Raw genomic sequence first — 23,151 nt, 5'->3', positions numbered from 1 at the left:
TCCCGTTCGACTGACAGGTTTTCCCTCCGGGTGATCAGAACGCCTCAGCCGAGGTTCTCCCGCAGGTAGGCGAGGTCTTCGGCGACACCGTCGGCGGGCGTCTCCAGGATGACCGGCGCCCCCGCCGTCCGGCAGACCTCGGCCAGCAGCTGCGGGTCGATGGTGCCGTCGGCGAAATTGGCGTGCCGGTCGGCGCCGGAATCGAATTCGTCGCGCGAGGAGTTCAGGTGCACCAGGTCGATCCGGCCGGTGATGGCCTTGATCCGCTCGACGACCCCGACCAGTTCCTCACCGCCGGCCCAGGCATGGCAGGTGTCGAGACAGAAGCCCGCGCCGTAGTCGCCGACCGCGTCCCAGAGCCGGGCAATCGAATCGAAATGCCTGGCCATCGCGTGATTGCCGCCCGCGGTGTTCTCGATCAGGATCGGCACGGCGAATCCGCCCTTGTCCTGCTGACGTTCGAACAGCTTGCGCCAGTTGTCGATTCCGGTGTCGAGTTCGGCGTCGGAGCGCACGTGCCCACCGTGCACGACCAGGCCGAACGCGCCGAGCTCGGCCGCGGCCTTCGCCTGCTGGGCCACCGCGTTGCGTGAGGGCATCCGCAGCCGGTTGTTCAGGCTGGCCACATTGATCTGATAGGACGAGTGCACGACGACGTCGATCGGGCTGGCCAGGATTTCGGCGGCCTTGGGATGCGGCTGCGGTTTGTCCCAGCTCTGCGGATCGACCACGAACAGCTGGATGACCTCGGCGCCGAGCTTCTCACCGAAGCCGATCGGATCGCTCTCGTCGCGAACATGTGCTCCAATGCGCATGAAGGCAGTATCTCTGGCGGCTGACGCCGCGGGGTTTGCGGCCCCCGTGTGCCTCGCGTCCGAGGGACGATACTGCGGCTTCGCCGTTCCGTCTCGCCCCTCGGACGCGAGGCGGGCCGCAAACCGATGTGGTCGCCGATGTTGCATCGAGTGAGCGTCGGGAGATACATCGGTAGAATTCGGACGGGTGCTTCTGCCCTGGAGGGGGTGACTTCGCGGTGTTGCGCAAAGGCGACGTGTTCGCCGGGTACACGATCCGGCGCGTGCTCGGTTACGGCGGGATGGGCGTGGTCTATCTGGCCCGGCATCCCCGGTTGCCCCGGCTCACCGCGCTGAAGCTGCTCAACCGCGAGCTGTCCGCCGACGACGAGAGCCGCAGCCGGTTCGAGCGCGAGGCCGACCTGGTCGCCCAGCTCGAGCATCCCAACATCGTCAATGTCTACGACCGCGGCAACGACGACGACCAGCTGTGGATCTCCATGCAGTTCGTGGCGGGCACCGATGTCGCGACGGCCGATGTCAACGTGCTCACCCCGGACCGGGCGGTGCAGATCGTCGCCGAGACCGCGACCGCCCTGGATTTCGCGCACGCGGGCGGCGTCCTGCACCGCGACGTGAAACCGGCCAACATCCTGCTCGCGAAGCCGCCGATCGGCCGCCCGGAACGGGTGGTGCTCACCGACTTCGGGATCGCGGCCATGCGCGACAGCGAGACGACGCTGTCCTCGGCGGGCACGATCACCGCCACCCTGGCCTACGCCGCCCCCGAACACATCACGGGCGCTCCGCTCGATCACCGTGCCGACCAGTACTCGCTGGCCTGCACCCTGTTCTGGATGCTGACCGGCTCGGTGCCGTTCCCCGGCCCCAACCCGGCCGCGGTGATCCAGGCGCACCTGAGCAAGCCGGTGCCGCCGCTGCGCAGCCTGCGCCCCGACCTGCCGTCGACCCTGGAGACGGTGCTGGCCAGGGCCACCGCCAAGCAGCCGGAGGCGCGCTACGCCAGCTGCACGGAATTCGCCCTGGCGGCCAAGGCCGCGCTGTTCGCGGTGCCGGGCCCGTGGCACCACCACCAGCAGCCGACGGCGACCGGCGTGGTGCTGCGAGCGCGCGAACCGTATCCGCAGCAGCACTATTCGCGATCGGCCACACCGCCGCAGCCGTACCAGCAGGCGCGACCGGCCACGCCGCCGCAGCCGCATCAGCAGGCGCAGCCGACCACCCCCGCCCAGCCGCATCAGCACGTACCGCGGCCGCCGACGAGCGCGGTTCCGCCGCGGCGCGGGACGCAGCGGCCGGGCACCATCGACTTCCCCGGTGGCCGTAACCATCCCGGCTATATCGTGCCGCCGCAGCAGAGGCGGCCACCGTGATCGGTGCGGGCTGGACGGTCGCTATACGAGCAACCGTCCGCCCGGTCGGCTGCTGCTAAGGTTTCGTTGATTTTCCCGTGGCGGGCCACCCGGCCGCGGCTTTCTTGCTGTACGCGTGTGTGCTGGTGGGTCCCGGCGCACGGCGGGAAGTGGAGCAGACATGCTGGCCAACGGAGATGTCTTCGCCGGCTACGTCATCGAACGGCAGCTCGGCCGTGGTGGCATGGGTTCGGTCTACCTGGCCAAGCACCCCCGCCTACCGCGCATGACCGCGCTGAAGTTGCTCAACCGCGAGATGTTCTTCGATCAGGAGGTGCGGGCGCGGTTCGAACGGGAGGCGGATCTGGTCTCGCGCCTGGATCACCCGAACATCGTCACCGTCTACGACCGCGGTCTCGACGACGAGCAGCTGTGGATCTCCATGCAGTTCATCGACGGTATCGACGCCGCGTCGGTCGACCCGCAGACGCTGCCGCCCGCTCGCGCGCTGCAGATCGTGAAGGAAACCGCCGACGCGCTCGACTACGCGCACGGCATGGGTGTGCTGCACCGCGATGTGAAGCCCGCCAACATCCTGCTCGCCCGCTCCGGCGCCGGCCGCGGCGAACGGGTCTACCTCACCGACTTCGGCATCGCCCGATTGCGTGACGACACCGGTCATCTCACCCAGACCGGCACCTTCACCGCGACCCTGGCCTATGCCTCCCCCGAACAGCTCACCGGTGCCTCGCTGGATCACCGCTCCGATCAGTACTCGCTGGCCTGCACGCTGTTCTGGCTGTTCACCGGGTCGGGGCCGTTCACGGCGACCAATCCCGCCGCGGTCATCCAGGGGCATCTGCAGCAACCGCCGCCGCCGCTGAGCAGCGCGCGGCCCGGCCTGTCCTATGCCCTCGACGCGGTGCTGGCCAAGGCCATGGCCAAGCGGCCCGACGACCGTTTCGACTCCTGCTCGGATTTCGCGAACGCCGCGATCGCCGCGTTGAACAACCCGAGCGCGCCCGCCATGCCGATCGTCGGACAGCGTCCGACCACGGGTGGCGCGATCCCGGTCACCGGTGGCCCGCGTCCGACCACCGGCGGTGCGATCCCGCAGACCGGGTCGCCGTATCCCCTTGCCGCGCAAGGACCGATGACGGGCGGCCCGATGGGCACCGCGACGCAGGGTCCGATGACCGGCGGGCCGATGGGCACGGTGGGACACGGGCCGATGACCGGCGGCGCCATGGGCACCGTGGCACAAGGACCGATGACCGGCGCACCGATGGCCAACCAGGCGCCGCCGCTGACCGGTGGCGCGGCGACGCAGAATCCGTACGCCCAGCAGTCCCGGCCGCAGTATCCGACGCCGCCCGCCCCGCCGCGTCCGCCGGCGGGCGGGGGTTTCGGCCAGTACCCGCAGGGTCCGCGACCGCCGTCGAAGTCGAACACCGGCCTGATCGTCGGCATCATCGTCGCCGTCGTCGTTGTGCTCGCGCTGCTGATCGGCATCGGGGTCGCGGTCAGCGGCGACGATTCCGGCGGCGGCTCCACCACAACGACGACCTCGGTGGCGGCGGGCAAGCACGTCACCCCGGACGCCGCCGCCATCAGCGCCGAGTTCGGCCGGATGGTTCCCGCCGACACCGACGGCGAAACCGGCTACAACGGCGCTACCTGCTGGGAGACCGACACCGGCTACACCCCCTCCGCCAACGACGGCGACCCCGATTTCGGCGCGTGGGTCTGGCAGTGGCGCTGCTACGACGGTGGCGGCAGCGGCGGCGACGATCCGTTCTACCGGATCTACGTCTACAACTCGGCGGCCGACGTGCAGGCCGTGATCGACGGACTGCCAGCCAACACCAAGTCGGTCGACACCAACGGCGGCAAGCAGTACACCAACTACAAGTACACCGACAACGGGAACAAGATCATCACGCAGTTCACCGGCGACCCCGATCGCGCCCAGTTCCTGATGTTCACCGATGCCTACGGCACGGCCGACGAGGTGCTGCGCTGGTGGCGCTCGGCACCACTGAACTGAGCGAATGATCGACGAGGGCGGCGTTTTCGCCGGGTACACCATCGAGCGGCTGCTCGGCCGCGGCGGCATGGGCTCGGTGTACCTGGCGCGTCATCCGCGGCTGCCCCGGCGCACCGCGATGAAGCTGCTGAACCGGGAACTGTTCTTCGACACCGAGATCAGGGCCAGGTTCGAACGCGAGGCCGACCTGGTCGCGCAGCTCGAGCACCCGAATATCGTCACCGTGTACGACCGCGGCGTCGAGGACGACCAGCTGTGGATCTCGATGCGCTACATCGACGGCGCCGACGCGGCCTCGCTCTCGAGCCCGGTGGATCCGGCGCGGGCGGTGCGCATCGTCGCCGAGACCGCGGCGGCACTGGACTTCGCGCACAGCAGGGGCGTGCTGCACCGCGACGTGAAACCGGCCAACATCCTGCTCGAGCCGGTCGACGACAGCGAACGCGTCTACCTCACCGACTTCGGCATCGCCCGCCTGCACAACGACAACGCCGCCAAACTCACCCAGACCGGAACCTTCACCGCCACCCTCGCTTTCGCCTCCCCGGAACAGCTGTCGGGAATCGCGCTGGACGGCCGCGCCGACCAGTACTCCCTGGCCTGCACCCTGTTCCGGCTGCTCACCGGGACCACCCCGTTCGACGCGGCCAACCCCGTCGCGGTGATCCAGGGCCATCTCCAGCAGCCGCCCCCGCCCGCGAGCACCCTGCGGTCCGACCTCCCGCCCGCACTCGACGTGGTGCTGGCACGTGGCATGGCCAAGCGCCCGGAGGAGCGGTTCGCCTCGTGCGCCGAATTCGCGGCAGCCGCGGGGCAGGCACTGGCCGATCCGACAGCGGGACGACCATTCCCGGCGTCGGCGCAGACCAGAACGTATCCGCCGAACTCGCCCTACACACCCGCTCCCGGCTACCCGGTCGCCGGGAGGGCACCGTTCACCGGCTCGGATGCGGGCGCCGGACCGAACGCGTGGCCTGCGACGGGTACCCCGTCGTGGCCCGGTGCGCAGCAGGCATCTTCGCCGGGCGCGCCACAGCCGTCGTCACCAGGCATGCAACAGCCTTCATGGCCTGGCAGCCAGCAGCCGTCGGGGCCCGGCATGCAACAGCCTTCGTGGTCGGGCGCGCAGCAGCTATCGCCTACCGGTTTCCAGCAGCCGCCGCCCGGTGGGCAGGAGCCCTCATGGACAGGCGCCGGGGTGCAGCACGGATCGTGGCAAGCCGGTTCCTCGCCGCATCGTCCCGCGCCGAATGTTCGGGCCGAGCGGCCGCACGGCGCCTCGGCGGCGCGTGGCGACGGCGGGCGGTCGAAGGTGGCCGAGGACTATCTCGGTCCGAAGCGTCGCTCCCGCTGGCAGGCGTCACCGGTGAGCTGGGTCGCCACGATCATCCTGCTCGGGCTGATCACCTGGTTGATCGTGGGTGCGCTGACCGGCCCGGAGGGCACCGCATCGTCGTCGGGCGTCTCGACCACGACCGAGCCGGCGTCGCGCACAGCCACTTCCGTCGCCCAGCGCACGACGTCGAGCGCCGCCTCGCCGACGACCAGCGACCGCAAGGTCATCGGGGCGAACGCCGCGCAGCTCAGCGACCAGTTCCCGCGCATGCTGCCGCACACCTCCGCCGGCAACCTGGTCCACGCGGGGACGGGCCTGGGCAATGCGGGCTGCTTCGCCTATGACCGGGCCACCGCGAGCCGCGACGCCACCGACCCCGAGATGGGCGACTGGGTGGTCATGTGGCACTGCTTCGGCGGCGGCAACAAGGCGATCTACGAGTTCTTCCTCTATCCCTCCGCCGACCAGGCACAGCAGGCCGTCGCCGCGCTGCCCGCCCACGATGTCCGGGCCACGACGCACACCGGTCACGCCTACACGAACTTCGTTCTGCACGACAGCCAGCCGAAGTCGCCGCGCATGGTCACCCGGTTCGACGCCGACCCGGGCCGCGCGGCCATGCTCATGTACAGCCGCGGGTTCATCGCCGACGAGGCGCAGATGCTCGAGTGGTGGCATACCGCGCCGCTGACCTAGCCCGCGGCGGTCAGCGTGTAGTTCACGAAGTCGCGGACGGGCTCGTACCCGATCGCCTGGTAGATCTTGTTCGACGTCGGATTGGCCAGGTCGGTGAACAGGCAGACGCCGGCACCCTCGGCCCGCACGACCCCGGAAACCGCGGCGGTCAGCGCACTGGCAAAGCCGTTGCCGCGCAGTTGCGGAGGCGTGTAGACCGGTCCGATTCTCGCCCAGCCGAGGATCTCGACGTTGCGGCCGACGAAGGCGGCGGGCGCTCCGTCGTGCTCCCACAGCCACCAGAACCCGGCGTCGATCCGCCGCAGCGCGGCCTGCTCGTCGAACGGCCGCGGTTCACCGATCTCGGCACAGAAGGCCTCGATGAAGGCGCGGCAGACGCCGAGATCGTCCTCGGTGGCCGGCCGCGGCTTGCCAACCGCCTCGGGAACGGACAGGGTCGCGAGCCGGAACAGGCGGGCCGAGAACGATTCCGCGGTGGTCCCGCCCGTCTCCTGCGACCAGTACCGGGCGAAGGCAGCCGCGTCGGCCTGGACGCCCTCGACGCTGGAAGGCGGGGCCTGCTCCGCCGAGAAGGCATCGGCCACGGCCGGGATGCTGTGCGACGGCAGCTCGCCGAGGTAGACCTTGCCGCCGAAGGCACTGGTCGCGACGCCGACGATCTGCCCCGCGTCGTCGCGCACCGTCAAGAATCGGGTCATCGCGCCGCCCGCCCGGCCGCCGAGCTCGTTGGCGACGGCGGTGGCGATCACCGTATGCCGCAAGGGGTCTAGACGCAGAAAGTTCTCGGCCTCGGCCAGGAAGCGGGCGGCGTCGCCGGTGATGTCGATACGCACAGCATCGACGGTAGGCCCCAGACGGGCCGATCGCACCTGAATTCCGCTGCCGCTCAGTCCTTCTCGAGCAAGTCCCGGTCGGTGCGCAGCTTCAGCAGAACGAGGCCGGCGGTGCAGGCCAGGATCAGGCCGGCGACGGTGATCTCCACATGCAGGCCGGCGAGGCCGAGCCCGGCGCCGACGAGACCGCCGACGAAGAACAACCAGCCCATGACCCGTGCGGTGACCGCGACAGCGCGATTACCCGGCGGGTTCGACAGTGCGTGCTGAATATTTGCCGCTGCGGCCGAATCGCCGTTCGCCGCCGCGGGTTTCAGCCGGGGTGTCGAATAAGCTCCCATCAGTTTCTCCTCGATGACGCCGATCAGATTCTCGCGTCGCGCAACCCTCGCGCGTCAGTAGGTCGTTCCGGGCGTCTCATGCGTAACTTCGCTCACACACGCTACGACCCGGCGACGCCGATCGCGCGCGACACGTCCCCGCGACACGCTGACGAAATCAATCCGATATCTGAATCACAAATGTTTAAAAACTACTGATTCACCGGACCAGTACTGCCGAATCGCCGGTCCTGCACTACTGTGAGGCGACTCGAAGCCGACGAGGAGTGCACGCGATGGATGACAGCCCGACCAAGCTCGTAGGTCCGGCAATCGCTGTTGGCGCGGTGTCGCTCGGACTGATCGTCATCGGTGCGTGCGGTGTCGGGCAGCAGGACGTCTACGTTCCGCCGCCGCCGCTGAACGCGAATCTGGCCGCCGCACCGAGCCGGATCGCCGAGGAGACATCCTCGACGACCGTACGGATCTCGATCCCGCCGTCGCCCAGCTGGCGGATCGCGCCGTACATGTCGCCGCGGAAACCGTTCAGCCTCAGCTCGACCGAGACCTCACCCTCGGAACCGCCGCCCGAGGGCGAGACGACGACGGAGTCCCGGCCCGCGGAAGCGACCACCGAGTCGCGGCCACCCGCGACCACCGCCGAGGACCAGTCAACGACGACCGCGCCGCGCAGCACCACCACCCGGCCGGTGCCGACACGCACCTCTCCGCCGCGGACCACTCCCCCGGCCGAGGAGACCACCGAGCCGGACTATCCGACGACGCAGGCGCACGACCACACCACCCCGGCGCTCGCCACCCCGGCCGACACCGGCGCCACCCCGACACCGGGTGCGACCGCCGACCCGACGACCACCGACGACGAGGGCTGACACAGCGATGGTGCGCACCCCGGCAGGGGCACGCACCATCACCGATCCGTCCTACAGCTCCGGCAGGTCGTAACTGCCGACGCGGTCGGCCAGCACCCGGCGGTGTTCCAGTGCGCCACCGAGCGTCTGCCCGATCGCGGTCAGCCGGGCGACGTAGTGGCTCACCGGATATTCCGCGGTGACACCGATGCCGCCGTGCATCTGGATCGCCTCGCGCCCGATGTGCTCGGCGGAGCGTCCGACCTGCAACCGCGCCCGCGAGGCGACCACGGGATCGTTGCCGCCGTCGGCCAGCGCCGCCGTCGCGAACAGGCTGATGCTGCGGGCCAGTTCGAGCGAGACGTAGCAGTCCGAGGCGCGCTGGGTCAGCGTCTGGAACTTCGACAGCGTGACGCCGAACTGCTTGCGGGTCTTGAGGTAGTCGGTCGTCAGGGTCAGCGCGATCTCCATCGCCCCCACCGATTCCGCGCACAGCGCCGCCTGCGCGTACCCCTGGACCAGCGCGATCTGCTCGGCGGCGTCGACGGTGTCGCCCAGCAGTTCGCCGGGGGCGCCGTCGAAGTCGAACTGCGCGCCGCGCCTGCCGTCGAAGGTCCGGTAGGCACGCTTGGTCACCCCGGACCCGGTCGGGTCGACCAGGAACAGGCCGGTTCCGCCGCCGGGCAGCACCGCGCTGACGATCAGTTCGTCGGCGCAGTCACCGCGCAGCACCGGGTTCTTGACGCCGGTCAGCGTGTATCCGTCGCCCTGTGCGGTGGCGGTTGTGGTGATCTCCGTCGACGGCCAGCGCATGCCGGGCTCGGCGTGCGCGAAGGCCAGCAGCTTCTCCCCCGCGGCCAGCGCGGGCAGCAGGCGGCCGCGCTGTTCGGCGCTGCCGGTCAGCTTCAGCAGCTCGGCCGGGATCACGACCGCGTCGAGCACCGGTTCCGGGGCGAGCGCGCGACCGAGCTCCTCCTGCACCAGCATCGCCTCGACCGGGCCCGCGCCGACGCCGCCGTCGTCCTCGTCGATGGTCAGGCCGAGCACGCCGAGCTCGGCCAGCTGTTTCCAGACCGTGCGGTTCCAGCCGGGGTCGGTCTCGCCGGCCTTGGCGAGGGCTTCGCCGTCGTAGAACCGGTGCAGCAGTTCGCGCACGGTGTCGCGCAGCATCGTCTGTTCGTCGGTGAGTTCGAGATCCATGTCAGCGCCTCACAATCCGAGGATCGTGGAGGAAATGATCGAGCGCTGAACCTCGCTCGAGCCTCCGTAGATGGTGACCTTGCGGTAGTTCAGGTAGCTGGGCCCGGTGTGCTGGGCCCAGGCGGGCGAGGCGATGCCGTCGGCGTCGACCGGGAGCGCGTCGGCGCCCGCGATGTCGAGCAGCAGTTCGGTGGCCCTCTGCTGCAGCTCGGAGCCGCGCAGCTTCAACACCGAGGAGGCCGGGTTCGGCTTGCCGTCGGCGGAATTGGAGACAACCCGCAGCTGGGTCAATTCCAGCGCGAGCAGCTCATTCTCCAGCTCGGCGACGCGGGCGGCGAACACCGGGTCCTCGAGCAGCGTGCCGTGCCCGGTCCTGGTCTGGCGCGCATAGTCTTTCGCGAGCCCGATCTTGACCTTGGTCTTGCCGACGCCGGTGATCGAGGTGCGCTCGTTGCCGAGCAGGAACTTGGCGTAGGTCCAGCCCTGGTTCTCCTCGCCGACCAGCTGATCGGCGGGCACCCTGACGTTCTCGAAGAAGACCTCGTTGACCTCGTAGCTGCCGTCGATCAGCTTGATCGGGCGCATGGTGACGCCGGGCGACTTCACGTCGAACAGCAGGAAGGAGATGCCTGCCTGCTTCTTCGGCGCGCTCGGGTCGGTGCGAACCAGGCAGAAGATCCAGTCGGCGTACTGGCCGAGCGTGGTCCAGATCTTCTGGCCGTTGACGATGTAGGAGTCGCCGTCGCGGACCGCGGTGGTGCGCAGCGAGGCGAGGTCGGACCCGGCGTCGGGTTCGGAGAAGCCCTGGCACCACCAGATGTCGAGCGCCGCGGTCGGCGGGAGGAAGCGCTGCTTGAGTTCCTCGGAACCGAACTGGGCGATGACCGGCCCGACCATCGAGGCGTTGAACGTGAGCGGCTCCGGCACCGAGGCCAGCTGCATCTCGTCGAGCCACAGGTGGCGCTGCATCGGCGTCCAGTCCTTGCCACCCCAGGCCACCGGCCAGTTGGGCACGGCGAGGCCGTTGTCGTTGAGGATCTTGTTCGCGGTGACGATGTCGTCGCGGGACAGCTCGTGGCCGTATTTGACGCGGTCGCGGATTTCGACCGGGATCTCGGTCTTGTAGAAATGCCGGAGCTCGTCGCGGAAGGCGACCTCTTCAGAGGAAAGGGCTAACTTCATCCGGATCTCCCAGCGTGGTCGGTACCCGTCGAGAAAAACCTACCCCCGAGTAAGCGCCAGTGTCGACTACATCACATTTGTCCACGCTCTGCCCTCGGGACGGCACGCTCGGCGACCCGGTCGGCGGCCTGGTACGTTGCCAGACGAGCCGGGGAACCGGTGACGAGCACGCACCGAGGAGTTACGGGTGAACGGCAGATCCATCGCAGTCAGGGCAGCGACGGTCACCGCGGCGAGCATCGGCGCGCTGGCACTGCTGGCCACGACTGCGAGTGCGGCCCCCACCCCGCTCGAGGACGGCATCGGCCACCTGACCCACCTCGCGGGCGAGGACATCTCGGCGAAGGCGGGCGTCAGCGCGCTGGACAGCTTCACCAAGCTGGTCGGTGCCGACACGCTGCGCGACATCTCCGCTCAGTTCATCCCGTTCTCCTACGCGGCGCCGACATTCGGCTGCGGCAGCAACGGCCCGATCACCACGATCATCGCCGCCGCCACCTTCGAGGGGCCGGGCCCGCGCACCGAGACGAGCATGGCGCCCGGTGACATCCGGTTCAGCGCCAGCCCGCGGCACACCGGTTTCGCGCTGGCCTCGGGTCTGAGCGTGGCCTGGGTGAACGTGAACACCGGACAGAGCGGCATCGTCGCGCTCGACGACCAGACCGAATTCCAGCTGCCGTCGCTGTCGAAGACCGTGCACAGCGGCGCGGGCACCGTGATCGCCTCCATGTGGGGCACGATCGACTACCCGGGCGCCCGCTGCGTGATGACCCCGACCGTCGGCACTTTCGTCGTTCCCGACCTACCGGTCCAGGCCACCGAAGCGCCCGCCGCTCCCGCGCCCGCACCGCAGGCCACCAGCCCCGGCTCCGGCGAGGCTTCAACGGGTGCGCCCAAGTCGCAGGCCCCCGCCCCGGAAGCCGCCGCTCCGGCACCGGCTCCCGCGCCCGCCGAAGCACCGCAGCCCGCGCCCGCCCCGGCCAACCCGCCGTCGGCGCTCACCGTCGACGGCTGACTCCAACGACGTCGGCCTCCGGTCGAATCGACCGCGCAGGCATCGCCCGGATCGGCAACGCCACCAGCTAGGGACTGGCCTACGCGCCCGCCCACTGAGCGCACGCGGGCGTCACGCGAATCAGGTGGCGCCCGCCGGATCGAGCTAGCTGTTCGGGTGGATGCGCAGCACAGTTCCTTCTTCGGATCCGGCCAGCAGGGCCGACGAGTCGGCGGGGTCGGCGACGACCGCGGTCAACGGCTGCGTCGAGACGACGGTGCACGCGGCGCCCGACTTCGGGTCGACGCGGACGAGGTGGCCTGCCAGGGTGGTGACGTACAGTGCGCCGTCCCGGACGACCAGGTCGTCGACGAAATCGGGCAGGGTGCCGAACGAGGTCAGGTCGGCGACGGTGGCGCTGTCGGCCGGGTTCGTGCGGGACAGGCGAAGCACCCGGCCTACGGGCGCGCCGTCGGTGGCGACGAAGTTGGCGGTGACGTAGACCGAATCACCCGCTACCACAACGCCGTTGGAGCCTTCGACCTTCACGCGGGCCCACCAGTCCATGTCCTCGCTGCCGTCGCGGCGTAGCCGGTGCAGGCCGTTGGCGGTGGTCACGTAGAGGTTGCCGTCGGCGTCGAACGCGGCGCCGTTGGGCTGCGGGAAGCCGGTGGCGAAGGGGGTGGGCACCGGGTCGGTGGCCATCGGGTCGAAGCGGACGATCCCGCCCGAGCCCGCCAGCGGCGAATTGCCGGTGACGACATAGAGCAGCCCGTCGGGGCCGAGCCGGACCGCGCCGGGGGCCGCTACCGCGACGGTGGCGGTCAGCCTGCCCTCGCGGTCGTAGCGCTGTACCTCGCCGCGCATGACCCGCGCGACCCAGAGATTCCCGGCGGTGTCGAGACCGAAGTTCTCCGACCAGTCCAGCAGCGGCACACTCGAGCGGATCGCGACATCCTGGCGCGCCTGCCCGCAGCTGGCGAGTGGGGCGGCGGCGGCCGGGCCGGTACCGAGCGACGCGGTGGTCACGATGGCCGCGCCGACAGCAACGTGGACGACGCAACGACGGAACGACGACATGCAAGACCTCGACTCAGTTGACCCAGCTCGACGCGCGAAGTCTAACGGCTACCCACGGGTAGTGGTGTGCCCAGTCTGCACAGCGAACCGCGTCTGCACCCAGCATCGTGCACAGCAACGGTTTCGCGCACCGGTTCTGTCGCACACGACAATTCGCCCTGCGGTCATAATCGGTGCGTGCCCTACTACGACAGCGCCCGCGGCAGGCTGCATTACCGGCGGTGGTCCGTCGACGCGCCCGCGGCGACGCTGGTGCTGCTGCCGGGCACCGGCCAGCACAGCGGGCACTACCACCGTTTCGCCACCACGCTGGAACGGCTCGCGCGGATCGAGCTGTGGACGCTGGACACCGCGGGACAGGGCCTCAGCGAAGGCGATCCGGATGCGCCGGGCACCATCGACGAGCTCGCCGCCGACGCACGGGGACTGCTCGGCGAGGTCACGGCGGCGGCGCCGGTGCTGATGGGTCATTCGCTCGGCGCCGTCACCGCGCTCGCCGTCGCCGCCGAAAACCCCGGCGACCTGGGCGGACTCGTCCTCTGTGGCACGCCACGCCGCGCCACCGAGATCGCGCCGGACCCGCGTCTGCCGGTCCTCGCGGTGCACGGAGCCGACGACCGGCGGGCGCCCATCGATGTGATCCGGCTATGGACAGCGCGGCACGGATCGGTAGATTTGCGCGAGTACGCCGACGCCGGACACGACCTGTTGCACGAACCGGTGCAGCAGCGCGTGACGGCCGATATCGCCGAGTGGGTACTGGCCGCGGTGCGATGAACGACGAAGGGGGAACGGTGCAACCGAATCGAACGGGGCTGCCGAATACGGCGGCCCTCGGCCAGGCCGTGGACGAGGGTGGGCTGTGGATCGACGGCGTGCTCGTCGCCGACGGTGCACCAGAACGCTGCGCTCAGCGCTACGAGCGGCTGGCCGCCGCGGTGGAAGCCCAGGTGCAGGCGCTCGGTGGCGCGGAGGTGATTCCCGGTTTCGGCGGACTCGCCTCTGGTGCCGCGCTGCGCACCGGATTCGAGGGCAAGGCGGGGGACGCGCTGGAACAGCTGCGCGCCTACGCGAGCACCGCGCGTGCGCTCGCCGCCGTCTTCCGCGCCGCGGGCGTCGCCTATCAGGACGGCGATCAGGCGCTGGCGGGCTCGGTCGCCGCGATCGAGGTTCCGGGAGCGAGCCATGCGTAGTATTTCCGCACCGGGCACCGATCCCGATTACTGCCCCACCGTCGAGGTCTTCGACAACCTCTCGCACGCCGAGATCTATCAGGCTGTCCGGCAGCTCGATCCGGCGGCGCTGGCCGGTGCGGGCCAGGTGTTCCTTGCCGCGTCGACCGGGCTCGGTGACGAGGTCGAGAACGCGCACAGTGAGATCAGGGCCGCGATCGCCGACGGGTGGCGCGGGGCCGCCGCCCAGCAGGCGAGCGACGCGGTGCGTGACTTCGAGCAGGCGGGCAGGCGGATCGCCGATGTGCTGACCGCTGTCGGGGTTCGGCTCAGCCAGGCGGGCGATGCCGCGGAGTCGGTGCGCGCCGCGATCGCGGAACCCGATGGGGCGCAGCCTGATCCGGCCGCGGCATTGCTGGATTCCCAGCAGGCTTCGGACAATGCCGCGATCGTGCGGCAGGCCGAGAACGCCCGCCTCGATGCGGTGCGGGCGATGGAGTCGATCTACGCGGGGGCCTTCGTGCCGACGGGGTCGGGGATTCCGTCCTTCTCTGACATCACCACGGAGCCGGGGGCGCTGCCCGCTGCGGCCGGGTCGAATGGTGTCGCGGGGGCTCCGTCCACCACTGGCCCTGGGGCCGTGACTGCGCCGGTCACGACCGTGACCGATACCGCCTCAGCTGGCGGGACCCCAGCGGAAACGACAGGCGCGGAGGCCGCTACGACCGCGGCAGGTGCGCAGGTGAGTGGTGGAAGCGGTACGCCGACAGGCACTTCCGCTGCGACTGCCGCGGCTGGGGTCGCGCCCGCGCAAGTCGCACAGGTCGCGCAGCCGAACGGCGGCGCCACCGCCGCCACGTCGCTTGCGGGCGGCCCGGCGTCGAACGCCGCGGCCGCTCCGGCCGGGTTCATCCCTTCGGCGGACTCGCGCACCCGCCGCGACCGCCCCTCGGCCGGTCAGAACTCCGGCGGTCGGGCCGCTGCCGGCCAGCCCGCGGACGACAAAACCTCCACCGCGACAACCCAATCCGCATCAGCCCACCCCGTCACCACCGGCGGGCAGCAGTCCCCGGGCAGTGCGAACTCCGGAACGGACACCGCGACGGCGTCGACCGGCCACGACCCCGCCGCCGCCGGTGGCGACGCCGCGGCGGGCATGAGCGCGGGCGCGATCGGCGGCATGATGGGCGGGGCGATGATGGCCGCCGATACGACCCGCCCGCCGAGCGGTCCGCGTCCGCAGCCACCGCAGGAGGACGACGAGGAAGACGACGACGAGTTCCTGCGGTTCCTCGACGAGGAGCCGACCTACCTGGAACCCGCCGACGAGGTGAACGCGCTGATCGGCAAGATGGAGCCGACCAGTCCCGCCGTGCTCGGTGAGTGGACCGAGCGGGGGTGAACTGGCACCTCACGCCGGACCAGTTCGCGCTGGCCTGGGCGCGCATCGACGGCGACCGGATCCCGTATCCGCTCGCCGTGCGCGCCTCGGCCCGCGACACCGCCGAACGCGCGGCCCAGCAGCCCGCGCTCGACGCCTGGTGCGCCCGGACCCTGGACGCCGATCTGTCGGCGGCGCTGCGGGTGCTCGCCAAGCCGGAGATCCGGGTCGAAGTCTGCGGGCAGGCCGCGGCACCGGTCCGGATGCTCGGCGCCGTCACCGGTGACGTCGCCGTGCTCGCCGTGCAGGAACCGGGTACCGCCGACGACCGCGGCGGCAGCGTCCACGTCCAGGTCGGCAGCACGAAACGGTTCGCCGCCCAGGTGTTCGCCCGGATTCCCGCGCAGCTCGCCGGGACCGGCAGCCGGATCTCCGCACTCGCGGCCAAGGTGCGCGAGGACAGCCGCGACCTGGTCACCGCTCCGGTCGCCGGTCCGTCCGATGCCGCGCGGGTCCGCAGGCTGTTGCAGCGCCCGCGCACCGGCATCGGGCAGATACTGGTCGGCGCGGGCGGGGACGAATCGCCGACAAGCGTGCTGTCCTGGATCGATGTCAGCGGCGACGGCCGCTACCTGGTGCACGCGGCACACCACGTCGACATCGCGCCGGCCACACCGGAATACGCGGCCGACTGGCTGCGCCGGTTGCTACGGAGCGTATGACCACGCGTCTGGTGAATACTCGGCGCGGGTGGACGGGCTAGCCCAGCCGGAGGAATCCGGCCAGCGCTGCCAGCTCTTCCGGTGTGTCCGGCAGGTACTCGGTGAGCAGCGGCGAGCGGATCACGATCGCCTTCCACATCGCCCGGCACAGCGTCGCGTGGATCACGGTGCGCGACAACAGCGGTCGCATCCCGAACGGGGCGTCGGCGGGCGTGGACGTGGTCATCGACAGCACGACGACGGCGGCTTCGCGGCCACGGAACCGGTCGGGCGTGCCGACCAGGACGTCCTCGATCTTGGCGCGCGCCAGCAGGGTGCGGATCCGCGCCACCTGCGCGGCGTACGGCGCGACGACGAACACGTCGTGCGGATGCAGCCGACGGGCCCGGCCGCCGGAGGTCCAGGTCTCGCCGAGCAGGGCGCGCACCCGGCGCACCACCTCGCGCGCCTCGGCGTCGGATTCGGTGGCACTGCCGCGATGTTCGACGAGCACGGTGCTCACGCCGGGAGCGATCCCGGCCAGATCCCGGGCGAGGGTGATGGTTTCGCTGGCCCGCAGCCTGCCGTCGTAGCAGCTCGCCGACACCGGCTCGCACACCGCCGGGTGCATGCGCCAGGTGCGATCGAGGAAGTAGCCGCGGTCGGCGGGCAGGGTGGCGGCGCCGTCGCACAGCCATTCCAGCGCCGAGGCCTGCACCCGCTCCGGATGCGCCGCCTGGGCGGGCGACGGCACCGGATCGCCGATCAGCAGCAGGTTGCGCGCGCTCACGGCGACGGCGACGGTGTCGGCCAGCGAACACTCGCCCGCGTCGGCGATCACCAGCAGGTCCAGCGCCTCCGGCGCGATCAGGGTGTCGTCGACGAAATCGGCGGTGGTGCCGCCGATCACGCACCCGTTGACGGCATTGTCGAGAAACCGCGGGTACCGGTCGGCATCGATGGCCGACCATTCCGGGCCGACCGAGGCGACATCCTTCTTGGCCACCAGCTCGGGCAGCAACCCGGCCTCGACGACGGCGTCGAAGATCCGCTCGATCACCGCGTGCGACTGCGCGACCACGCCGATCCGCCACTTGTGCCGGGTGACGAGCCGTTCGATCGCGCGGGCGGTGGTACCGGTCTTGCCGGTGCCGGGCGGGCCGTGCACGGCCAGGTAGGAGGCGTCGAGGGCACCCACCGCGGTCGCCAGTGCCGCGGCGATGTCGCCGTGCACCTCCGGCAGCGCCAGCCCGTCGCGCAGGCGGGGCGCGCGGCGCAGGAGCAGGTCGTAGACGGCGTTCTCGGGGACCGAGGGCAGCGTCATGAGCAGGTCCTGGGCGGTGAACTCCAGTGCCGCTTCGATATCGGCCTCGCCGTCGGGCGGGCCGGGGGCGATGGCGGCGGGGAGGTCGTCGTAGGGCGGGCAGCCCGCGGGGAGCAGCTCCTCCAGGCGGACGGTGTCGTCGAAGTTCGCGTCGACGGCGCAGCCGAGGACGGTCGCCGTCGCGGTGGCGCGGCGGCCGAGGGTCTGGGTCATGCCCGCCGCGGCGGCGCCGTCGTAGATGGTGACCATCTGGGTGCCGGGCGTGAGCGTCGCGCCGGTGCCGAGTCTGCCGGTCAGCGTCAGGTAGCGGCGCATCGTCGGAAGCTGGGGTGTGCGATGCCATTTGGTGTCGACGGTGCCCCACTCGGCGACGAGCACGCCCGGCGCGTCGGCCCATTCGCCGACGGGATGGCCGAGGCGGTCGATGTGGGCCCACCAGCGGGGCTGGCGTTCGCGGCGGTGGTAGCCGAGGATGGCGGCTGTCAGGGCGGCGGCGCGGGCCGCGTCACCCTCGGCGGCGGCGGCGAATTCGGCGAGCGCGGCTTCCAGCGAGCCGGGCCGCAGCGACGGCGGCGCGTCGGACTCGGCGACGGCGAACCGGGTGCCCGGCACGTCGACACCCGCGTCGGCGGCGCGCGCGAGCAGCCATTCCCGCAGTACGAGCACGGTGGTGGCGCGGCTCTCGGTGGCGGGGAACAGCCCGGCCAATCCCGTGGTGTCGTAGGACTGTTCGCCGATCAGCAGCGCGGTGCGCACGATGGGCGCCAGATCGAACAGGGCGCCGTCGGCCAGCAGCTCGTCGAGCAGGTCGGCGCCGGTGCCGAGGCGGCCCGACCAGTCCAGCAGTGCCGTCCTGACCGCCGAACCGTAGTGGTACACCCGCACATTCGGGTCGACCGCGCGGTGTTCGCCGATGATGTCGAGCAGTTCGTCGAGCACGTCACCCGTCGAGTCGGCGCCGGTGAACCGGTCGAAGTCCGCCCGCGCCACGCGCGCCGGACTGCGCCCGACGCCGACGTGCGCGCCATGTCGGTGCTGGCCGGCGGTCTCGACCCGGCTGATCGCGGGGCGGTAGACGACAGAGCTCGCGTCGGACAGTTCGACGGCGGTGATGGCGCCGCGCTCGTCGACATCGACGATCAGCGCGAGATCGCCGCGGCTCGGCGCTGGCAACGCGCCCAGCGCGGTCGCGTCGCGCAGGGCGAAGGCCGGTTCGCCGGTCCGCTCCCGCTGGACCTGGATCTCGGCTTGGCGGCGCAGGGCGGTCACCGTGCGCGGAGCCAGCCCGGCGACCGGTGTCGTCGTCGTGGCAAGCCGATCGATGGTCAGCACACCCGCTTCGCGCAGCCGCGCCCGCTGGGTAGGCCGGATCCCAGCCACCAGCAACAGATCACGCGCGGTCGCGGCGGCAACGCGACAGCTCGCGCACCGCCCACACGCGAGGTAGCGCGGATCACCCCACTGCACCGGCAGCAGTTCGGTCAGCTTCTCCTCGACAATCCGCTCCACCCGCGCCCGGCGCGCCAGATACACCGACCGGAGCTCCTCGGTGCGCACGCGCTGCTCCCCTGTCGGTGTCGACAGATACGCCAACGGATCGATGCCGATCCCCGCGGCGGTCAGCGCCTCCGCGCACGCCGCGAACGCGATTCGGGCACGCAACGATTCACGAGGCGTGTCGACCTCGAGCGCGCCGGCCGACGCGGTGGCCCGCTCGAACGGAGTCCGACCGATAGCAAGCTCGCGACGCAGCGCACGGAAATCATCGCGAGGCGAAGCGAATCGCGCGTCGGCCGGCGTGGGCGCCGACGGCTCGAGAGGTGACTCGGCGGTCGCATCCTCCACGAGCCCGGGCGCTTCCGGCTGGGAGCCGAGATCACCGTGCAGCTCGCCGGTGTGCAGCGCGACAGTCGCCCCGACCTCGGCAGACCCGATGGTGGTGTGCGGCGTGTACTGCTGGGTATCGAGGTCTCGGATCAGGAGGTCGGCGCCGCAGGCGAATCGGCCGTCGAAGAAGATCGCGCCGTGGATGGCGGCGGCGCCGTCCCGCAGCGCCGCCATGGTCTGTTCCGCCGCGGCGGTGAGTGCGGCGATCCGGGCGGCGGGTGTGGCGCCGGGTACCTCGGGTGACGGGATGCGGATCAGCGAGTCGCCGAAGTGGCGCAGCAACTCCGGCGCGACCTCGGACGGACGGGCGACGGGGACAGCGGCGTCCGGCGCGCCAGGGAGGTTGCCGAGGGCCGCGTCGACGGCGCGCAGCAGCGCGAACTCACAGTCCGCGGCGCGCACGAGGTCGCCGACGGCACCGATCACCCGATCACCGGACACGAACAAACGCGGCCCTCCTGTGTTCACGCACACCCGACGGCAAACACCTTAACCAGCACCGCGGGCGACCAGGGCGCTACCCGCGGCATGTCGAACTTCGCCACGGGGTGTGCCTTCGCCGATCTCTGCGAAGGCGCCCGGCGTCAGAACCTCGGCTTACGCCGTTCGGTCCGCGGACGCGCCTCGCGATCGCGCCGCGGGCCACGCGAGTTCAGCCGCTGCGCCGGCGGGCCCTGATCGGGCTGCAGCTGGATCAGCACACCGCTGATCCTGGTGCGGCGCAACGCTTCCAGCGTTTCGTTCGGCAGGTTGGCAGGCAGCTCGACGAGGCTGTAATCGGGCCGGATGCTGATGTGCCCGAAGTCGCTGCGGCGCAGGCCGCCTTCGTTGGCGATGGCGCCGACGATCGCGCCGGGCACCACGCGGTGCCGCTTGCCGACGCTGATCCGGTAGGTCGCCAGCTCCTGGCCGCTCTCGCGGGAGAACGACGGGCCGCGAGGGGCGCGGTCCTCGTCGTCGAAGCGGCGCGGGGCGCGCTCCCGGTCCCGATCCCGGTCCCGATCACGCTCGCGCCGCGGCGCGGGCTCCGGCTCGGGCTCCATGAAGAAGTTGTCGCCGTCGAAGCCGCCGACGGCCAGCGCCGCGGCGATGTCGACCAGCGGCGTGTTGTGCTCGGCCTCGTAGTCCTCGATCAGCTTGCGGAACAGCGCCACATTGTCCGAGGACAGGTTCTCGGTGATCGCGTCACCGAACTTCGACACGCGGGTCGCGTTGACATCGTCCACGCTGGGCAGCTGCATCTCGGTGAGCGGATGCCGGGTGGCGCGCTCGATCGACTTGAGCAGATGACGCTCGCGCGGCGCGACGAACAGCAGCGCCTGACCCGAACGGCCCGCGCGACCGGTGCGGCCGATGCGGTGCACGTAGGACTCGGTGTCGTGCGGGATGTCGTAGTTGACGACGTGCGAGATGCGCTCGACGTCGAGACCACGCGCGGCCACGTCGGTGGCGACGAGGATGTCGAGCGCGCCCGACTTCAGCTGGCCGATGGTGCGCTCACGCTGGTTCTGCGCGATGTCACCGTTGATCGCCGCGGCGGAGAAACCACGCGAGCGCAGCTTCTCGGCCAGCTCCTCGGTGGCCTGCTTGGTGCGCACGAAGATGATCATCGCCTCGAAGTCCTCGACCTCGAGGACGCGCGTGAGGGCATCGAGCTTGCGCTGATGCGACACCTGCACATAGCGCTGGGTGATGTTGGTGTTGGTCTGGGTCTTGGACTTGACCGTGATCTCGACCGGGTCGTTCAGGTACTGCTTGGAGATCTTGCGGATCGCGCCGGGCATGGTCGCGGAGAACAGCGCGACCTGCTTGTCGTTCGGGGTGTCGCGCAGGATGCGCTCGACGTCTTCCTGGAAGCCCATCTTGAGCATCTCGTCGGCCTCGTCGAGCACCAGGTAGCGCAGCTGGGTCAGATCCAGCGTGCCCTTCTCCAGGTGGTCGATCACGCGGCCCGGCGTACCGACGACCACGTGCGCGCCGCGGCGCAGGCCCGACAACTGCACGCCGTAGCTCTGCCCGCCGTAGATCGGCAGCACGTGCAGACCGGGAATGTGCGAGGAGTACTTGCCGAAGGCCTCGGCGACCTGGATGGCGAGCTCACGCGTCGGGGCGAGCACCAGCGCGCTCGGCTTCTTCTGGGCGGTGTCCAGACCCATCAGAATCGGGATCGCGAAGGCAGCGGTCTTGCCGGTGCCGGTCTGGGCGAGGCCGACCACATCCGCGCCGGACAGCAGCGGGGGAATCGTCGCCGCCTGGATCGGGGACGGCGATTCGTAGCCCACATCGGCGATGGCCGCGAGGACGCGGTCATCGATCCCGAGATCGGCGAATGTCGGGCCTTCTTCGTGCCTGTCGTCGTCGGCAGGAACGCTGTCGACCTCATTGGTACTCATTGACCAGCAGTTTACTGCCTGACGGTAGCTGTCCCGGCCACCGGGTGAATACGGTGAGACCTATGCAACTGCCCAACGGGTCAGCACATCAGGAACCGGCACCCGCCGAGGTGCCGATCGCGGTCGTCCAATTCGCTCCCCAGACCGACCCGGCGGCCAATCTCGCGACGCTGCGTGAACACGTCCGCACGGCCGCCGAGGCGGGGGCCAGGCTGGTGCTCGCACCCGAATACTCGATGTTTGCGGTGACCCGGCTCGACGAGCGGGTGGTGGCGATCGCCGAGCCGCTCGACGGGCCGTTCACCACCGGACTCAGTGCTCTCGCCGCGGAATTCGGGGTCTATCTGGTGGCCGGTATGGTCGAGCAGCCGACGCCGGGAGCGACCAGGATCAGCAATACGCTCGTCGCCTGCGGGCCCGACGGAACACGCGTCGCGGTGTACCGGAAAGTGCATCTCTACGACGCGTTCGGGCATCTGGAATCCGATGTCGTCGAGGCCGGTCCGCTCGTCGCGCCGGCCACCTTCGCCGTCGACGGTGTGATATTCGGCATGCAGACCTGTTTCGATCTCCGTTTCCCGGAGGGATGTCGGCGTGTCGCCGCGGCGGGCGCGCACGTGCTGCTGCTGCCCGCGCAGTGGATTCCCGGCCCGGCGAAGGTCGACCAGTGGACCACGCTGCTGCGCGCCCGCGCGATCGAGAACACGATCTATGTGGCCGCCGCCGATCAGTGCGCGCCGCGCGGGGCAGGCGCGTCGATGATCGTCGACCCGGCAGGCGCGGTCCTCGCCGAACTCGGTGACGAGCCGGGCGTGCTCACCGCGACGGTCGACCCGGCGCACATCGCCCGCGTCCGCACCGCCAACCCCAGCCTGGCGCTGCGCCGTTTCGCCATCACCGAGCGCGTATCGCCGGAGCCTGACGCGGAGTAGCGTTCGAGACGTGGTCTACCCGGATCGTGCGGCGGCGGGCCGCGTCCTCGGCACGGCCCTGGAACACCTGCGGGACTCGCATCCGCTGGTGCTCGGGCTCCCGCGCGGCGGTGTCCCGGTGGCGGCGGCCGTGTGCTCGATCGTCGGCGGTGAGCTCGACGTGCTGCTGGTCCGCAAGCTGGGTCTGCCCTGGCAGCCGGAGCTGGCGATGGGGGCGCTCGGGGAGGGCGGTGTGCTCGTGCTGAACCGGGATGTCATCGACCGCAGCGGGGTCTCCCAGGACGCGTTCGACGAGGTCGAGCGGGACGAGCGGATCGAGCTCGCCCGCAGGCAGCACGCGCTGCGGACCGGCGATCCGGTCCCGCTGACCGGGCGCACCGTGGTGATCGTCGACGACGGCATGGCGACCGGCGCGACGGTGGTGGCCGCGTGCCGGGTCGCGCGGGCCCAGGATCCCGAGCAGCTGGTGGTCGCGATGCCGGTGTCCTCCCCCGAGGCCGCGCGCCGGGTCCGGCGCGAGTGCGACGAGTTGGTCTGTCTGTGGACGCCCGCCGAACTCGGCGGAGTCGGCATGGCGTACCGCGACTTCCATCAGCTCGCCGACGACGAGGTGACCGAGCTGCTCGGCTAGGGC

19 protein-coding genes are annotated in these 23,151 nt (G+C 70.7%); 11 read left to right on the top strand and 8 right to left on the bottom strand.

What is annotated here, in order from left to right:
* Nucleotides 1-44: 44 nt before the first annotated feature.
* The gene (locus ACWF82_RS09280; protein ID WP_452499591.1) at nt 45-815 is read right to left on the bottom strand and encodes a deoxyribonuclease IV; all 771 of its coding nucleotides are present in this window, start codon (nt 813-815) and stop codon (nt 45-47) included.
* A 218-nt stretch (nt 816-1,033) separates the two neighbouring features.
* Between ACWF82_RS09280 and ACWF82_RS09275 the strand changes: the two genes are divergently transcribed.
* The 3 genes from ACWF82_RS09275 to ACWF82_RS09265 all read left to right on the top strand — a co-directional run bounded on the left by ACWF82_RS09275 (nt 1,034) and on the right by ACWF82_RS09265 (nt 6,246).
* Entirely contained in the window at nt 1,034-2,188 is a 1,155-nt protein-coding gene (locus tag ACWF82_RS09275; RefSeq protein WP_452499589.1) for a serine/threonine-protein kinase, read from the top strand.
* A gap of 160 nt (nt 2,189-2,348) precedes the next feature.
* Nucleotides 2,349-4,214, top strand: a complete 1,866-nt coding sequence (locus tag ACWF82_RS09270; RefSeq protein WP_452499588.1) for a protein kinase domain-containing protein — start codon at nt 2,349-2,351, stop codon at nt 4,212-4,214.
* Nucleotides 4,215-4,218: 4 nt separating this feature from the next.
* Nucleotides 4,219-6,246, top strand: a complete 2,028-nt coding sequence (locus ACWF82_RS09265) for a protein kinase domain-containing protein (RefSeq protein ID WP_452499586.1) — start codon at nt 4,219-4,221, stop codon at nt 6,244-6,246.
* On the opposite strand, the gene ACWF82_RS09260 is transcribed toward ACWF82_RS09265, so the two are convergent.
* Entirely contained in the window at nt 6,243-7,079 is an 837-nt protein-coding gene (locus ACWF82_RS09260; RefSeq protein WP_452499585.1) for a GNAT family N-acetyltransferase, read from the bottom strand. The two genes, ACWF82_RS09265 and ACWF82_RS09260, sit on opposite strands and share 4 nt — an antisense overlap.
* A gap of 53 nt (nt 7,080-7,132) precedes the next feature.
* Complete coding sequence (locus ACWF82_RS09255; protein ID WP_452499583.1) at nt 7,133-7,420, bottom strand: hypothetical protein; 288 nt, start codon at nt 7,418-7,420, stop codon at nt 7,133-7,135.
* 275 nt (nt 7,421-7,695) lie between these two features.
* On the opposite strand from ACWF82_RS09255, the gene ACWF82_RS09250 reads away from it, so the two are divergent.
* Nucleotides 7,696-8,292 (top strand): hypothetical protein, encoded by a 597-nt coding sequence (locus tag ACWF82_RS09250; protein ID WP_452499581.1) that lies wholly within the window; start codon nt 7,696-7,698, stop codon nt 8,290-8,292.
* 51 nt (nt 8,293-8,343) lie between these two features.
* Here ACWF82_RS09250 and ACWF82_RS09245 read toward each other — a convergent pair whose 3' ends face one another.
* Nucleotides 8,344-9,471 (bottom strand): acyl-CoA dehydrogenase family protein, encoded by a 1,128-nt coding sequence (locus ACWF82_RS09245; protein WP_452499580.1) that lies wholly within the window; start codon nt 9,469-9,471, stop codon nt 8,344-8,346.
* Between the two features lie 9 nt (nt 9,472-9,480).
* Nucleotides 9,481-10,653 carry an acyl-CoA dehydrogenase family protein gene (locus ACWF82_RS09240; protein ID WP_452499578.1) on the bottom strand — a complete coding sequence of 391 codons (1,173 nt, stop codon included), beginning with the start codon at nt 10,651-10,653 and terminating at the stop codon, nt 9,481-9,483.
* Nucleotides 10,654-10,840: 187 nt separating this feature from the next.
* Between ACWF82_RS09240 and ACWF82_RS09235 the strand changes: the two genes are divergently transcribed.
* Entirely contained in the window at nt 10,841-11,668 is an 828-nt protein-coding gene (locus ACWF82_RS09235) for a hypothetical protein (RefSeq protein ID WP_452499576.1), read from the top strand.
* A 144-nt stretch (nt 11,669-11,812) separates the two neighbouring features.
* Here the strand turns inward: ACWF82_RS09235 and ACWF82_RS09230 are convergent, their stop codons facing one another.
* Complete coding sequence (locus tag ACWF82_RS09230; protein ID WP_452499574.1) at nt 11,813-12,727, bottom strand: SMP-30/gluconolactonase/LRE family protein; 915 nt, start codon at nt 12,725-12,727, stop codon at nt 11,813-11,815.
* Nucleotides 12,728-12,904: 177 nt separating this feature from the next.
* Here ACWF82_RS09230 and ACWF82_RS09225 point away from each other — a divergent pair, with 177 nt between their 5' ends.
* The 4 genes from ACWF82_RS09225 to ACWF82_RS09210 are packed head-to-tail and all read left to right on the top strand — an operon-like array spanning nt 12,905 to nt 16,002.
* The gene (locus ACWF82_RS09225) at nt 12,905-13,504 is read left to right on the top strand and encodes an alpha/beta hydrolase (RefSeq protein ID WP_452499572.1); all 600 of its coding nucleotides are present in this window, start codon (nt 12,905-12,907) and stop codon (nt 13,502-13,504) included.
* A 17-nt stretch (nt 13,505-13,521) separates the two neighbouring features.
* A complete protein-coding gene (locus ACWF82_RS09220) occupies nt 13,522-13,920 on the top strand; it encodes a hypothetical protein (RefSeq protein WP_452499570.1) in 399 nt (132 codons plus the stop codon).
* Nucleotides 13,913-15,301, top strand: coding sequence for a WXG100 family type VII secretion target (locus tag ACWF82_RS09215; protein ID WP_452499568.1), 1,389 nt, complete (start codon nt 13,913-13,915; stop codon nt 15,299-15,301). The genes ACWF82_RS09220 and ACWF82_RS09215 overlap by 8 nt, the downstream gene beginning before the upstream one ends.
* Entirely contained in the window at nt 15,298-16,002 is a 705-nt protein-coding gene (locus ACWF82_RS09210) for an ESX secretion-associated protein EspG (protein WP_452499566.1), read from the top strand. The genes ACWF82_RS09215 and ACWF82_RS09210 overlap by 4 nt, the downstream gene beginning before the upstream one ends.
* A gap of 37 nt (nt 16,003-16,039) precedes the next feature.
* Here ACWF82_RS09210 and ACWF82_RS09205 read toward each other — a convergent pair whose 3' ends face one another.
* Together ACWF82_RS09205 and ACWF82_RS09200 are read right to left on the bottom strand one after the other, a co-directional pair.
* Nucleotides 16,040-19,633, bottom strand: a complete 3,594-nt coding sequence (locus ACWF82_RS09205) for an AAA domain-containing protein (protein WP_452499564.1) — start codon at nt 19,631-19,633, stop codon at nt 16,040-16,042.
* Between the two features lie 143 nt (nt 19,634-19,776).
* Nucleotides 19,777-21,585, bottom strand: a complete 1,809-nt coding sequence (locus tag ACWF82_RS09200) for a DEAD/DEAH box helicase (RefSeq protein ID WP_452499562.1) — start codon at nt 21,583-21,585, stop codon at nt 19,777-19,779.
* Between the two features lie 62 nt (nt 21,586-21,647).
* Between ACWF82_RS09200 and ACWF82_RS09195 the strand changes: the two genes are divergently transcribed.
* Nucleotides 21,648-22,517 carry a carbon-nitrogen hydrolase family protein gene (locus ACWF82_RS09195; protein ID WP_452499560.1) on the top strand — a complete coding sequence of 290 codons (870 nt, stop codon included), beginning with the start codon at nt 21,648-21,650 and terminating at the stop codon, nt 22,515-22,517.
* Between the two features lie 10 nt (nt 22,518-22,527).
* Nucleotides 22,528-23,148 (top strand): phosphoribosyltransferase, encoded by a 621-nt coding sequence (locus ACWF82_RS09190; RefSeq protein WP_452499558.1) that lies wholly within the window; start codon nt 22,528-22,530, stop codon nt 23,146-23,148.
* The last annotated feature ends 3 nt before the right edge of the window (nt 23,149-23,151 follow it).

This window comes from Nocardia sp. NPDC055053 (genome assembly GCF_053608285.1).
This window is presented reverse-complemented; position numbering and strand designations above follow the sequence as displayed.

Coding starts and splice junctions, on each gene's coding strand:
- ACWF82_RS09280 (WP_452499591.1), bottom strand. CDS start 815: ATGCGCATTGGAGCACATGTTCGCGACGAGAGCGATCCGATCGGCTTC.
- ACWF82_RS09270 (WP_452499588.1), top strand. CDS start 2,349: ATGCTGGCCAACGGAGATGTCTTCGCCGGCTACGTCATCGAACGGCAG.
- ACWF82_RS09265 (WP_452499586.1), top strand. CDS start 4,219: ATGATCGACGAGGGCGGCGTTTTCGCCGGGTACACCATCGAGCGGCTG.
- ACWF82_RS09255 (WP_452499583.1), bottom strand. CDS start 7,420: ATGGGAGCTTATTCGACACCCCGGCTGAAACCCGCGGCGGCGAACGGC.
- ACWF82_RS09250 (WP_452499581.1), top strand. CDS start 7,696: ATGGATGACAGCCCGACCAAGCTCGTAGGTCCGGCAATCGCTGTTGGC.
- ACWF82_RS09245 (WP_452499580.1), bottom strand. CDS start 9,471: ATGGATCTCGAACTCACCGACGAACAGACGATGCTGCGCGACACCGTG.
- ACWF82_RS09240 (WP_452499578.1), bottom strand. CDS start 10,653: ATGAAGTTAGCCCTTTCCTCTGAAGAGGTCGCCTTCCGCGACGAGCTC.
- ACWF82_RS09230 (WP_452499574.1), bottom strand. CDS start 12,727: ATGTCGTCGTTCCGTCGTTGCGTCGTCCACGTTGCTGTCGGCGCGGCC.
- ACWF82_RS09215 (WP_452499568.1), top strand. CDS start 13,913: ATGCGTAGTATTTCCGCACCGGGCACCGATCCCGATTACTGCCCCACC.
- ACWF82_RS09200 (WP_452499562.1), bottom strand. CDS start 21,585: ATGAGTACCAATGAGGTCGACAGCGTTCCTGCCGACGACGACAGGCAC.
- ACWF82_RS09195 (WP_452499560.1), top strand. CDS start 21,648: ATGCAACTGCCCAACGGGTCAGCACATCAGGAACCGGCACCCGCCGAG.